The sequence below is a fragment of the Bradyrhizobium oligotrophicum genome (assembly GCF_051168495.1).
GTDB lineage: Bacteria > Pseudomonadota > Alphaproteobacteria > Rhizobiales > Xanthobacteraceae > Bradyrhizobium > Bradyrhizobium oligotrophicum_A.
Genome location: NZ_JBNPVB010000003.1, coordinates 454173 through 468093 on the forward strand (window position 1 = coordinate 454173; position 13921 = coordinate 468093).

Annotated in this window: 11 protein-coding genes; 10 read left to right on the forward strand and 1 reads right to left on the reverse strand. The window is 66.4% G+C overall.

All coding sequences use genetic code 11. The features are described 5' to 3' along the window. The first annotated feature begins 107 nt into the window (after window positions 1–107). From cpaB to ACQR1B_RS08895, 8 genes are all read left to right on the forward strand, one after another. Complete coding sequence (cpaB, locus tag ACQR1B_RS08860) at window positions 108–908, forward strand: Flp pilus assembly protein CpaB (protein WP_434832221.1); 801 nt, start codon at window positions 108–110, stop codon at window positions 906–908. A 17-nt stretch (window positions 909–925) separates the two neighbouring features. After that, window positions 926–2404 carry a type II and III secretion system protein family protein gene (locus ACQR1B_RS08865; RefSeq protein ID WP_434832222.1) on the forward strand — a complete coding sequence of 493 codons (1479 nt, stop codon included), beginning with the start codon at window positions 926–928 and terminating at the stop codon, window positions 2402–2404. A 23-nt stretch (window positions 2405–2427) separates the two neighbouring features. Beyond that, window positions 2428–3168 carry a CpaD family pilus assembly protein gene (locus tag ACQR1B_RS08870; RefSeq protein WP_434832223.1) on the forward strand — a complete coding sequence of 247 codons (741 nt, stop codon included), beginning with the start codon at window positions 2428–2430 and terminating at the stop codon, window positions 3166–3168. Beyond that, window positions 3165–4433, forward strand: coding sequence for an AAA family ATPase (locus tag ACQR1B_RS08875; RefSeq protein WP_434832224.1), 1269 nt, complete (start codon window positions 3165–3167; stop codon window positions 4431–4433). Before ACQR1B_RS08870 ends, ACQR1B_RS08875 begins: the two co-directional genes overlap by 4 nt. A 21-nt stretch (window positions 4434–4454) precedes the next feature. Then, the gene (locus ACQR1B_RS08880; RefSeq protein ID WP_434832225.1) at window positions 4455–5918 is read left to right on the forward strand and encodes a CpaF family protein; all 1464 of its coding nucleotides are present in this window, start codon (window positions 4455–4457) and stop codon (window positions 5916–5918) included. 11 nt (window positions 5919–5929) lie between these two features. Further along, entirely contained in the window at window positions 5930–6904 is a 975-nt protein-coding gene (locus ACQR1B_RS08885) for a type II secretion system F family protein (RefSeq protein WP_434832226.1), read from the forward strand. A gap of 9 nt (window positions 6905–6913) precedes the next feature. After that, a complete protein-coding gene (locus ACQR1B_RS08890; RefSeq protein ID WP_434832227.1) occupies window positions 6914–7888 on the forward strand; it encodes a type II secretion system F family protein in 975 nt (324 codons plus the stop codon). Window positions 7889–7972: 84 nt separating this feature from the next. Next, window positions 7973–9214, forward strand: coding sequence for a Zn-dependent hydrolase (locus ACQR1B_RS08895; RefSeq protein WP_434832228.1), 1242 nt, complete (start codon window positions 7973–7975; stop codon window positions 9212–9214). A 10-nt stretch (window positions 9215–9224) separates the two neighbouring features. Here the strand turns inward: ACQR1B_RS08895 and ACQR1B_RS08900 are convergent, their stop codons facing one another. Continuing rightward, on the reverse strand, window positions 9225–10031 hold the full coding sequence (locus tag ACQR1B_RS08900) for a tetratricopeptide repeat protein (protein ID WP_434832229.1): 807 nt from the start codon (window positions 10029–10031) through the stop codon (window positions 9225–9227). Between the two features lie 200 nt (window positions 10032–10231). Here ACQR1B_RS08900 and ACQR1B_RS08905 point away from each other — a divergent pair, with 200 nt between their 5' ends. Together ACQR1B_RS08905 and ACQR1B_RS08910 are read left to right on the forward strand one after the other, a co-directional pair. Then, window positions 10232–11611: a leucyl aminopeptidase family protein gene (locus tag ACQR1B_RS08905; protein ID WP_434832230.1), complete on the forward strand. Its 1380-nt coding sequence runs from the start codon at window positions 10232–10234 to the stop codon at window positions 11609–11611. Then, a complete protein-coding gene (locus ACQR1B_RS08910; protein ID WP_434832231.1) occupies window positions 11604–12452 on the forward strand; it encodes an NlpC/P60 family protein in 849 nt (282 codons plus the stop codon). The genes ACQR1B_RS08905 and ACQR1B_RS08910 overlap by 8 nt, the downstream gene beginning before the upstream one ends. Window positions 12453–13921 lie beyond the last annotated feature (1469 nt).

Sequence of the window (13921 nt, forward strand, 5' to 3'; positions counted from 1 at the left end):
TGTTAAGGCGATTTAGATACGCCTCATTAACCATGCTTTGACGAATAACTGCTCAACTCCCATCACGGCGGCGCAAGCGTCGCGGCGTAATGTGGAAAGTGAAGCGTATGAATACCGCACGGATTGTGGTTCTGACCATCGCTGTGGGCGCTGGCGGCATCGCCGCATATCTGGCGAGCGGGTCCGACGACCGGCCGGCTCAGGTTGCCGCCCCGGCGCCGCAGGTGCCGACCGTCGACGTCCTCGTCGCCAAAGCCGACATCGGCCTCGGCCAGTCGCTCAAGCCCGAACACCTGCAATGGCAGAGCTGGCCGGCGGCGACGGCGAGCTCGAGCTTCATACGTCGCAGCGAGCGGCCGGAAGGCCACAACGAGGTGACCGGCACGATCGCACGCGCACCGTTCATTGCCGGCGAACCGATCCGCGAGCAGAAGCTGGTCAAGTCCGACGGCTCTGGGTTCATGGCGGCGATCCTGCCTGCCGGCATGCGCGCCATCTCGACCGAAATCTCGCCGGAGACGGGCGCTGGCGGGTTCATCCTGCCGAACGACCGCGTCGACGTGATCCTGTCCAAGCGCGAGCGCAATCCGGATCAGCCCAACGCCGGCGACGTCGTCAGTTCCGACATCATCCTGTCGAACATCCGCGTGCTGGCAATCGATCAGGCTCCGAAGGAAAAGGACGGCCAGACCACGGTGGTCGGCAAGACGGTGACGCTGGAGCTGAAGCCGGAACAGGCCGAGACGCTCGCGCGTGCCCGGCAGACCGGAACACTGTCGCTGGCGCTCCGCAGCATCGCCGACATCCACATGGCCGAGACGCGTCCGGACGAGAACAGCCGCAAGCGCAGCGACAGCGTCGCCGTGGTTCGCTTCGGCATTCCCAGCACGATGACGACGCAGAAGTGACCGAGAGGACCACCAAGATGACCTGCAGCGAAAATCAGCGGAGACGTTGGACCCCGATGGTCCGCGCGCTGTCGTTTTCGGCCGCCGCTGCGCTGACGTTGAATCCTGCGCTCGCCCCCGTGATCGCGGCGGACTACCGCCCTGCGGCCGCAACGGCCGCCACCGACGGCCAGATCAACGCGCGCTTCCTCGCACTCGGCATCGGCAAGTCCGTGGTCATCGACCTGCCGCGCGACATCAAGGACGTTCTCGTCGCCGATCCCAAGATCGCCAACGCCGTGGTGCGATCCTCGCAGCGAGCCTACATCATCGGCGCCGCTGTCGGCCAGACCAATATCGTCTTCTTCGATGCGCAGGGCCAGCAGATCGCGGCCTACGACATCGCGGTCAAGCGCGATCTGAACGGCGCGCGCGCCGCGCTGAAGCAATTGCTGCCGAACGCCGAAATCCAGATCGAAGGCCTCGGCGACGGCGTCGTGCTGACCGGCTCGGCGTCGAGCCAGATGGAGGCCCAGCAGGCCGGTGAACTGGCCGCTCGCCTCGCCGGCGGCGCCGACAAGGTCGTGAATTCGATCACCGTGCGCGGCCGCGACCAGGTCATGCTGAAGGTGACGGTCGCCGAAGTGCAGCGCTCGATCGTCAAGCAGCTCGGCATCGATCTCTCCGGCCAGCTCAACTACGGCACCGCCGTCGTCAAGTTCGCCAACTCCAACCCGTTCACCGCCTATGGCAGCAACCTCGTCTCCAACAATGCCGTCAGCGCGGCCTTCGGATCGACTCCGTCGGTGCAGGCCACGCTCCGGGCGATGGAGAACGCGGGCGTGATCCGCACCCTTGCCGAGCCGAATCTGACCGCCATTTCCGGCGAGTCCGCGACCTTCATCGCTGGCGGCGAGTTTCCGGTTCCAGCCGGCTACTCCTGCGATCCGACGACCCATGTCTGTACGACGCAAATCAGCTTCAAGAAATTCGGCATCTCGCTCAACTTCACGCCCGTCGTGCTCAGCGAAGGCCGCATCTCGATGCGGGTGATGACCGAGGTCTCGGAGCTCTCCAACGAGAATGCGATCACGCTCTCCCAGGCCGTGAGCTCCACGACCACGAACTCCCTGACGGTGCCGTCGATCAAGACCCGTCGCGCCGAGACGACACTTGAGATCCCCTCGGGCGGGGCGATGGCCATGGCCGGCCTGATCCAGCAGCAGACCAAGATGGCGATCAGCGGCATGCCCGGGCTGATGCAGCTGCCCGTGCTCGGCGCCCTGTTCCGCAGCCGCGACTACGTCAACAACCAGACCGAACTGATGGTGCTGGTGACGCCCTTCGTGGTGCGCGCGGTCGCGCAGAAGGATCTTTCCCGCCCCGATGACGGCTTCGCTGCGGCCTCTGATCCGCAGGCCGATCTGTTGGGCAGCATCAACCGCATCTACGGCGTGCCGGGCCGGACCGAACCGGGACGCAACTATCGCGGCACCTACGGCTTCATCACGGATTGAGCAGGGACCAAGGACTTGCAGCCATGACCACGACCCCCAGCCCCGCTCGATACCGCAAGTTGCAACTTGCCGCCGCTCTGGCCTGCACCGCAGTCCTGCTCGGCGCCTGCAACTTCCGCAGAGATCCGGAGATCACGGCCAGCATCCCCGACGATTACCGGCTGCGCCACCCGATCGCGGTCCAGGAAGCACCGGACTCCCTCGTCGTCTTCGTCGGCCAGGGCCGCGGCGGCCTGACCGCCGAGCAGCGTGCCGAAGTCATGGGACTGGCGCACAGCTGGGCGCGTCAAGGCACCGGTGCGATCAGCGCCGATGTCCCGAGCGGCACGCCGAACGCCAGGGCGGCCGCCGACTCGATGCGCGAGATTCAATCGCTGTTCGCGGCTGCAGGCGTTCCGCCCCAAGGCCTCACGGTGCGCAACTATCAGCCGAAGGATCCGCGCCAGATGGCTGCGATCCGGCTGAGCTATCCGAAGCTGTCGGCCACTGCAGGTCCATGCGGCATCTGGCCGGACGATCTCGGACCCTCGATCAAGAACAAGAACTGGTTCGACAACAAACCTGATTGGAACTACGGCTGCGCCTACCAGCGCAACATGGCGGCGATGGTCGACAACCCGGCCGATCTCGTGCAGCCCCGATCCGAAACCCCGTCCTACACCCCCCGGCGCACCGCGTTTTTCGATAAATATCGCAAGGGAGCGTCAACCGCGGTCACGTATCCCGAAGCCGACAAGGCCAAACTCAGCGACACAGGCAAATGATCAGCTACGCCCGACAGACTCCAGAGGAGCAGCCCGAAGTCGTGCCGCCGCCGGCCGACGATCACATCGCGCCCGCGCCGCGTGTCTCGGTGCAGGCGTTCTGCGAGACGGTGGAAACCGCTGCCATGGTGCAAGCCGCCGGCGAGGACCGGCGCCTCGGCAAGGCGCATCTGAAGGTCCAGATGGGCGGCATGGCTGCGGCGATCGAAGCCTATCGATCGGCCCCGACGCCGAACGTGATCATCCTGGAGACCGACACGCGCACGGACATCCTGGCCGGCCTCGATCAGCTCGCCACGGTCTGCGATCCCGGCACCCGTGTCGTCGTGGTAGGTCGCGTCAACGACGTTACGCTGTATCGCGAACTCGTCCGCCGCGGCGTCAGCGACTATGTGCTGTCCCCGGTGACGCCGATCGACGTCGTCCGCTCGATCTGCAACCTGTTCTCGGCTCCGGAGGCCAAGGCCGTCGGCCGCATCATCGCCGTCGTCGGCGCCAAGGGCGGCTCCGGCGCGTCGACCGTCGCCCACAACATCGCCTGGGCGATCGCCCGCGACCTGGCGATGGATTCGGTCGTCGCCGATCTCGATCTCGCCTTCGGCACCGCCGGTCTCGACTACAACCAGGACCCGGCACAGGGCATCGCCGACGCGGTGTTCTCGCCGGATCGCATCGACATCGCGTTCATGGATCGACTGCTGTCGAAATGCACCGATCATTTGAGCCTTCTGGCCGCGCCGGCGACGCTCGACCGGGTCTACGATTTCGGCGTCGAAGCGTTCGACGCGGTCTTCGACACGCTGCGGGCCTCGATGCCGTGCATCGTGCTCGACGTTCCGCACCAATGGTCGGGCTGGACCAAGCGGGCCCTGATCAGCGCCGACGACATCCTGATCGTCGCGGCACCGGATCTCGCCTCGCTGCGCAACACCAAGAACATGTTCGATCTGCTCAAGGCCGCACGGCCGAACGATCGCACGCCGCTCTACTGTCTGAACCAGGTCGGCGTGCCCAAGCGACCGGAGATCAACGCGAGCGAATTTGCCAAGGCGATCGAAAGCCCGCCGATCGTGACGATCCCGTTCGAGCCGCAGATCTTCGGCGCGGCCGCCAACAACGGTCAGATGATTGCGGAGATGTCTCCCAATCACCGGACCACCGAGATGTTTCTCCAGATCGCCCAGCGGCTCACCGGCCGCAGCGAGACCAAGAAGCCGAAAGGCTCCTTCCTGTCGCCTCTGCTCGACAAGCTGAGGGCGAAGTGAGCCCGAGGGGAGTTCTAAGTCGTGTTTGGTAAGCGTAGCGGATTGGACAACGATACCAGGGCTCACAGGCCGGCCGCGCCGGCATCTGAGCCTGCGCCGGCTGCGCCGCGCGCGGCTTCACCGGCCGTGCCGTCGCCGCCTCTGGCACCGACGCGGCAGGCTCCGCCGCCGCCTCCGCCGGTGGTGGAGACCCGGCGTTCGGACAACTATTATCAGGTCAAGGCGACGATCTTCGGCGCGCTGATCGAGGCGATCGATCTCGCCCAGCTGGCCAAGCTCGACGGCGAGTCGGCGCGCGAGGAAATCCGCGACATCGTCAACGAGATCATCGCGATCAAGAACATCGTGATGTCGATCGCCGAGCAGGAGGAACTGCTCGACGACATCTGCAACGACGTGCTCGGTTACGGTCCGCTCGAGCCGCTGCTGTCGCGCGACGACATCGCCGACATCATGGTCAACGGCGCCGGCACGGTCTTCATCGAAGTCAACGGCAAGATCCAGCGCACCGGCATCCGCTTCCGCGACAATCAGCAATTGCTGAACATCTGCCAGCGCATCGTCAGCCAGGTCGGCCGCCGCGTCGACGAATCCTCGCCGATCTGCGACGCCCGCCTCGCCGACGGCTCCCGCGTCAACGCCATCGTGCCGCCGCTGGCGATCGATGGCCCCGCGCTCACCATTCGTAAGTTCAAGAAGGACAAGCTGACGCTCGACCAGCTGGTCAAGTTCGGCGCGATCTCGCCGGAGGGCGCGGAGATCCTGCAGATCATCGGACGCGTCCGCTGCAACGTGCTGATCTCCGGCGGTACCGGCTCGGGCAAGACGACGTTGCTGAACTGTCTGACCAACTATATCGATCACGACGAGCGCGTCATCACCTGCGAGGACGCGGCCGAGCTCCAGCTGCAGCAGCCGCATGTGGTGCGCCTGGAAACCCGTCCGCCCAACATCGAGGGCGAAGGCCAGGTCACGATGCGCGAGCTGGTGAGAAACTGCCTGCGTATGCGCCCCGAACGCATCATCGTCGGCGAGGTCCGCGGACCCGAGGCGTTCGACCTGCTGCAGGCCATGAACACGGGTCACGACGGCTCGATGGGCACGTTGCACGCCAACAACCCGCGCGAGGCGCTGTCACGCTGCGAATCCATGATCACGATGGGCGGCTTCTCGCTGCCGTCGCGCACCATCCGCGAGATGATCTGCGCCTCGATCGACGTCATCGTCCAGGCGGCGCGCCTGCGCGACGGCTCGCGCCGCATCACGCACGTCACCGAGGTGATGGGCATGGAAGGCGATACCATCATCACCCAGGACATCTTCCTGTACGACATGATCGGCGAGGACGCCAACGGCAAGATCATCGGCCGGCATCGCTCGACCGGCATCGGCCGCCCGCGCTTCTGGGAGCGCGCGCGCTATTACGGCGAAGAGAAGCGGCTGGCGGCGGCGCTCGATGCGGCCGAAGTCGCAAGCAAGGACTGAGGAGCGCCCCCATGAAGCTTCAGGCTCTCGCCCTCGCCTTTCTCGCCGCGACCGCCATCGGCGGCATCGCGTGGGTGTTTCTCTATCCGATGCTGTCGGGCGAGCGGAAGGCCGAGCAGCGGCGCAGCACCGTCGCCAAATCGGAGCCGGTGGTCCGCCAGGCCGAACGCAGTCAGCGGTCGCGCCGCGAGCAGGTCGAGTCCTCGCTGAAGGATCTCGAAGCCAAGGCGCAGAAACAGAGCAAGGTGCCGCTGAACATGCGGATCTCGCAGGCCGGGCTCGACTGGACCGTGCAGAAATTCTGGATCGTCTCCGGCATCCTCGGCTTCGCGGTCTGCGCGGTCGCGTTCCTGGCCGGCGGCGGCCCGATCGGCGCGCTCGGCCTCGGCTTCGCTGCGGGCCTGGGTTTGCCGCGCTGGATTTTGGGGTTCCTGAAGAAACGGCGCGAGAAGAAATTCCTGGCGGCGCTGCCCGACGCGGTCGACGTCATCGTGCGCGGCATCAAGGCCGGCCTGCCGCTGTTCGAATCGATCAAGGTCGTCGCCGCCGATTCGCCCGAGCCGCTGCGCAGCGAGTTCCTGGCAATCATCGAGACCCAGGCGATCGGCATGCCGCTGGGCGAAGCGTGCGCGCGGCTGTATGAGCGAATGCCGCTGCCGGAAGCCAACTTCTTCGGCATCGTCATCGCCATCCAGCAGAAATCGGGCGGCAACCTCTCCGAGGCGCTGGGCAACCTCTCCAAGGTGCTGCGCGACCGCAAGAAGATGGCCGAGAAGATCCAGGCGATGTCGATGGAAGCCAAGGCGTCGGCGGGCATCATCGGATCGCTGCCGCCGATCGTGATGCTGCTGGTCTACCTGAGCACGCCCGACTACATCTCGCTGCTCTGGACCCATCCGACCGGCCAGCTGATGCTGGTCGGCTGCGTGGTCTGGATGTCGATGGGCATCATGGTCATGAAGAAGATGATCAACTTCGATTTCTAAAGGCGGACCATGGTCGACTTTCTGATCACCAAGCTGCACGATCCGCACTTCATGACGATGTTCTTCGCCGCCATCGCGGCGAGCGCCACCGTCTACACGCTGATCATGCCGCTGTTCGCGGGCGAAAATCTCAACAAGCGCATGAAGGCGGTCGCCAGCGAGCGCGAGCGGATCAAGCAGCGCGAGCGCGAGCGGATGAATGCTGGCGAGAAGGTCTCGCTGCGGCAGACGCCGAAGCAGCTCGTCGCCAAGGTGGTGGACGATTTCAACCTCACCAAATGGCTGGCCCAGGAAGCCGCGCGCGACAAGCTGATCATGGCCGGCTATCGCGGCCAGGCGCCCTACATCACCTTCCTGTTCGGACGGCTGGTGACGCCCGTCGTGCTGTTCGTCGGCTCCGTGCTGTACGTGTTCGTGATCGCCAATCTGCAGAAATCGCTGCCGGTCAAGATCGGCATCTGCGTCGGCATGGCCTATCTCGGCCTGCAGGCACCGATGCTGTTCCTCAGCAACGCGATCTCCAAGCGCCAATTGTCGATCAAGCGCGCCTTCCCCGATGCGCTGGACCTGCTGCTGATCTGTATCGAGTCCGGCATGTCGATCGAGGCCGCGTTCCGCAGGGTCTCGATCGAAATCGCGAGCCAGTCCATCGCGCTGTCGGAGGAGTTCACGCTGACCACGGCGGAGCTCTCCTACCTCCAGGACCGCAAGGTCGCCTATGAGAACCTCGCCCGCCGCACCGGCCTCGAAGGCGTGAAGTCGGTCTGCCTCGCGCTCCAGCAATCCGAGCGCTACGGCACCCCGCTCGGGCAGTCGCTGCGCGTGATGGCGCAGGAAAATCGCGACATGCGCATGAACGAGGCCGAGAAAAAGGCCGCGGCGCTGCCGCCGAAGCTGACGGTGCCGATGATCCTGTTCTTCCTGCCGGTGCTGTTCGTGGTCATTCTGGGACCGACCGGCATCAAGGTCGCCGCCATGCAGTAGCCGCTAGCGCCCATCGCGAAATGTCGCTTGCGGTTGCGGCGCTACCCTGGAAGCTAGGCGGAGCATGATCGAGGTCTCCGCCTGATGTCCGACAAGCCCAGCCGCGCCGACGGCGCCCGTGTCCTCGCCGATCTCAACGCGCTGCGCGCCTTCGGCACCTACAAGACCGGCGTCCACCGCCCGACCTTCTCCGAAGCGCACCGTCACTCCCTGAGTTGGCTCGCCGAGCGGCTGCCCGACGCCCAGCTCACGCCTGAGATCGACGGCATCGGCAACGTGCTGGGCACGAGCGCAAAGCCGGGGCCGAAGCTGCTCGCCGGCTCGCATCTGGAGAGCCAGAATCAGGCCGGCTGGCTCGACGGCCCGCTCGGCGTCATCTACGCGCTCGAGGCGGCGCGCGTGCTCAACCCCGACCCGTCGATCGCCGGTGCAGTGGAGGTCGCCTCCTGGTGCGACGAGGAAGGTCATTTCGGGGCCTTCCTCGGCAGCCGCTCCTACGTCGGCGATGTCAGCGAGGCCGATATCGATGCCGCCCGCGACCGCAGCAGCCCGCGCACGATGCGCGAGGCGCTGGCCGAGATGGGCCTCACCGGCCGTCCGCGCCTGCAGGCCCCGCGTGGCCGGCACATCGGCTATCTCGAAGCCCATATCGAGCAGGGCGACACGCTTGAGAAGGGCGAGCTCAAGGTCGGCGTCGTCACCTCGATCGTCGGCATCTGGCAGTACCGCATCATCTTCACCGGCGAGCAGAATCACGCCGGCACGACGCGGATGGCGGTGCGCAAGGATGCCGGGCTCGCGCTCGCCAGATTCTGCGTCGCGATCGACACCCGCTTTCCGGCCGCCTGCGGCCCGCGCACGGTGTGGACCACGGGCCGCATCACGCTCGACCCCGGCGCGCCCAGCATCATCCCCGGCCTGGCCGAGATGCTGTTCCAGATCCGCGACGACAATGCTGCCGTGGTCGATCGGCTCGAACAGCTGCTGCGGAGCATGGCGGAGGAGGCCACTGCCGCGGGGCCGTGCGCGGTCGCCGTCGAGCGCATCCGCACCGGCGCGCCGGCGATGATGGACGGCACGTTCCAGGATGCGATCGAGGCCGCCAGCGGCGCGCTGGCCGCCGGCAAGTCGCTGCGGATGCCGAGCGGCGCCGGTCACGACGCGCAGGTGCTGGCCACCATCATGCCTGCGGGGATGCTGTTCGTGCCGTCGATCGGCGGCATCAGCCATCACTGGACCGAAAACACCGCCGACGCCGACATCGTCACCGGGGCCGACGTGTTCGTCGACACCTGCCGCCGCCTGCTGGAGGCCGCGACGCGATAGCCCGGGGTCGTCAGTCCGGCTGGTTCAACGCCGCCATCGGCGTCGAATTGCGCGCCTTGCCTTTGCCCTGGGTCTGGCCCTGGATCATCTGCTTCAGATAGGCGACGTTGGCCGCCGCCTCGTCGGGCGGCAGATCGGCGCGCGCGATCTGCTCGGCCTCTGCGAAACGGCCCTGCAGACCGATGACGAGCGCGAGGTTCTGGCGCACGCGCGCATCCGCGCGCTGCGAGCCATAGGCCTGGCGCAGCGCATCTTCCGCCTTCGGCAGCTCGCGCGTCAGCATGTAGGACAGGCCGAGATTGGACAGCACCGAGGGCTCGCCCGGCATGATCTTCAGCGCGCTCTCGTAGTAGCGCCGCGCTTCGTCGTGGCGGCCCATCTGGTCGAGCACGGTGCCCTGCACCGACAGCAGCTTCCAATCGGGATTGTCGGGCGAGTGCGCGCGCGCCAGCACGTCGAAGGCCAGCTTGAAATTGCCGTTGTCGGCGAGCGCCCGGCCATAGGCCGCGAGTACGGTCTTGTTGCCGGCATTGGCGAGCGTCGCCTGCTCGAGCACCGCGACCGCCTGCTCGCGCTGGCCGTTGTTGCGCAGCGCCTGGCCATAGGCAACCGCGATGGCGGGATCCTTGGGGTTGGCGCGGTAGCGCTCGCCATAGACCTCTGCCGCACGCTGCGGAGTCGCGGGCGGCGGCTCGGCGCGGCTCCCCAGCGATCCCGTGACATCGGATACGGTCTGGCAACCGCCGAGGCCGGCAGCAAGGAGAGCGGCGAGCGCGGCCGAGACGAGGAGCCGGCTGATGGGAGGCTGCTGACGCATGTCACGTGGACTCGGGGGAGACGAGCGGATTGAATGCGCCAGCAATAAACTGTTAACGCTAACAGCCGGTTAATGGCGGGATGCGGGCGCGGCCGTCACGGCTGCGGCGGATTGCGGGCCACGCGGCCGGCGCGATTGCAGCGACCGTCGAACTCTGCGAAGTCTGGGTGCAGCGCGCGCCCTTTAAGGAATCATTAGGCATGCCGTCGATCTTCGAGACCGCCTCGTCGTCCGCCATCCCGATCACCTTCGTGATGAAATCGACATGGCCGGGAATCAGGGAGAGCCTGCCGGTCGAGGCCCGCAACTTCGCCGATGCCAACGCCTACGCGGCCAAGCCCGGCAGCTGCCTCGTCCTGCCCGGCGCCGACGGCCATATCGCGCAGGTGCTGTTCGGCATCGAGGACGCCGACGCCAGGCACCGTGATCTGTTCCGGCCGGGCGCCCTGCCCGGCCTGCTGCCCGCCGGCACCTACCGCTTCGCCAATGCGCCGCATGATATCAGGCTCGCCGCGCTCGCCTTCGCCCTCGGCAGCTACCGCTTCGGCCGCTACCGCACGTCCGAGCCGCCGGAGGTCCGCCTCGTGCCGCCGGACGGCGTCGATGCCGCCGAGCTGACCCGCCTGGCCGAGGCTGCCACGCTGGCGCGCGATCTCGTCAACACGCCGTCCAACGACATGGGTCCGGAGGAGCTGGAAGCCGCCGCGAAGCAGGTCGCCGACCGCTATGGCGCCCGCTTCAGCAGCATCGTCGGCGATGATCTGCTGCAGCAGAATTTTCCGCTGATCCACGCCGTCGGCCGCGCCTCGACCCGCGCACCGCGGCTGATCGAGCTCACCTGGGGCGACGCTGCGCATCCCAAGGTCACGCTGGTCGGCAAGGGCGTCTGCTTCGACACCGGCGGGCTCGACCTCAAGCCGTCGAGCAGCATGCTGCTGATGAAAAAGGACATGGGCGGCGCCGCCAACGTGCTGGCGCTGGCGCAGATGGTGATGGATGCCAAGCTCGAGCTGCAGCTGCGCGTGCTGATTCCGGCGGTCGAGAACGCGGTCGCCGGCAATGCCTTCCGCCCGATGGACGTATTTCCCTCGCGCAAGGGCCCGACCGTCGAGATCGGCAACACCGACGCCGAGGGCCGGCTGGTGCTGGCCGACGCGCTGGCGCTGGCCTGCGAGGACAAGCCCGATCTGCTGATCGACATGGGCACCTTGACGGGAGCGGCGCGTGTCGCACTCGGCCCCGATTTGCCGCCGTTCTATACGCAGGATGAGGCGCTGGCCGCCGACGTCGCGCGCTGCGCCGCCGCCGAAAACGATCCGCTGTGGCGGATGCCGCTGTGGGCGCCCTATGATTCATGGCTCGACTCCAAGGTCGCGACCATCAACAACGCGCCCTCGGGCGGCTTCGCCGGCTCGATCACCTGCGCGCTGTTCCTGCAGCGTTTCGTCGAGCCTGCGACGAGCTGGCTGCATCTCGACATCTTCGCCTGGACGCCGTCGGCCAAGCCCGGCCGCCCCGAGGGCGGCGAGTGCCAGGCCGCGCGGGCGCTCTACAAGCTCCTGAGCGAACGCTATGGCTGATCCGCGGATCACGCCGGCGCGCGGCGACATCGCGGCCAAACACCTCGAAGGCCAGGTCACGGCTGCGCGCTTCGTCGAGGGCGACACGCTGGTCGTCGTCGATTCCATCGCACCGCTGCGCCTGCAGCCGTTCTCCGGCGCCGAGCTGGCGACGCAGGCGCTCAGGGGCGAGCGCGTCACGATCTACGATCGCAACGGCGAGGGCTGGGCCTGGGGCCAGCTCGAAGCCGATCATTATGTCGGCTGGCTGCCGGAAGCCGCGCTGGCTCCGCCCGCTGCGTTGCCGACGCACAGGATCAGCGCGCTGCGCAGCTTCGCGTTTCCCGGGCCGTCGATCAAGCTGCCGCCGGTGGACACGCTGGTGATGGGAGCGGCCATCGCGGTGATCCGCGAGGAAGCGAGCTTCGTCGTCACGCCTGAAGGCTGGTTCGTGCCGAGGCAGCACGTCGCGGCACGCGATCATGTCGAACCCGACTACGTCGCGGTCGCCGAGCGCTTCGTCGGCACGCCCTATCTGTGGGGCGGCAAGAGCAGTCTCGGCGTCGACTGCTCCGGTCTCGTGCAGCTGTCGTTGAATGCCGCGGGCATCGCGTGCCCGCGCGACAGCGACATGCAGCTGGCCGCGCTCGGCCACGCCCTCGACGACAGCGAGCGAACACAGCTTCGGCGCGGCGACCTCATCTTTTGGAAGGGCCACGTCGCCATCGTGCGTGACGCCGACACCATAGTGCACGCCAACGCGTTCCATATGGCCACCCAGATCGAGCTGATCACGGACGCCATCGCGCGCATCAAGGCGAGCGGCAGCGAGGTGCTCGCAATCAAGCGGCTTGATTCGTAGGGTAGGCAAAGGCGCGATCGCGACGCGATCGTGACGTGCCCACCATCGCAGATGCGCGCGCGGTTGGAGCGGCGGGCACCACGCGGGATAGGCAAACTCGGAGCCGTCACCGAGTGAGTGCCTCTGCCTGCCCTGTTGCTGACGGCGACAAAGACAACTCATCAAGTCGACATCCGGCCGCGCAACGGGTTACGGTGCCAGTGACTGCGCCCTCTCCCCGCGTGGGAGAGGGCATGTAGGACAGAGCTGCAAGCGCGGTCGGGTGAGGGGTCTGTATCTACGAGCGCGATTGCGGAGAGATACCCCTCACCCAACCGAGTACGTAGATCCGCCGAACATGCCCTCTCCCACAAGGGGCGAGGGCGCAGTCATGGGCAGTGTGCTGATAGCAACAGTTTCGCGACAGCTGCGCGGGCAATCGCGCGTTGCGAGTAGCAACGCACCTTGATCCGATTCACATCTCAAACAGCCTGCGGACGAGCGTCAGCACTCTCGCGGCCTCACTGGCCCGAGCTCTGCAACATTCATCCGCCCTCGAACAAAGAGAGGGCGCAGGGAAGGCCGGGCGCCGATCGCACCCGTGGTTGCGTGCAAGAAGCACGCGGTAGTCACCACAGGTACGGGCCGAACGACCGGCCTCCCCTGCGCGATGGGCTGCGTCTTATACGTGCTCTCCCCAGGGACCGGCTGTTTTGCCCCTGTCGGCTACGGGCTCATCGACCCGCAACCTTGACGCCAGCATCGGGGCGCCAGGACCACACGACTTCGTCGCCCGCATGACGCCGTTCGTCCGTGCGCACATGCACACGCAACATCATCGCGGCCATCGCATCCCGCACCCGACATCCGTGACGACGCGTACGTCCCTCTCGTGGGGCAGGACGAAGCGGAGTATGCACGATTTCTGTAAATAAGAAACAGGAATATTTTTGCCCCTAGGGCTGGACAGGCATTCGCAGACGCTGCCCGTCGGGCAAATCATCAGCAAGCCACGAGTTGAACGATTAGTAATGCGGGCTTTCGCGCGGGGGAAGCTCTATCGACGGGATCACGACGTGTTCGTGTCGTGCGCAAATCGCTCCACGAGGTCGGACCAGAACGGAATGTGCTTGATCTTCGCAGGCCAGGGCTTGTTGCTCCAGCCCGTGAACTCCCGCTCGAAATAGTCGTTCAGATTGACGCCGTAGTAAATCGCGTCGACACCCCGCTGTTACCCTCCCCGGGAGGGCAGGGCAATCGCATATGGCCAATCTGAATTTGTCGCGAAACTGGCCCCTCATCGTCATGCCCGGGCTCCGTCCCGGGCATCCACGTCGTTCTCAGCATGCCGGACGACGTGGATGGCCGGGACGGAGCCCGGCCATGACGACGTGGAGGGAGACGGGTGCAACACGTCGATCGTCAAATGCGATAGCCTTGCCCTGGAGGGGGAGGGTCGCTCGAACGCGAAGCGGGCGAGCGGCGTGGGG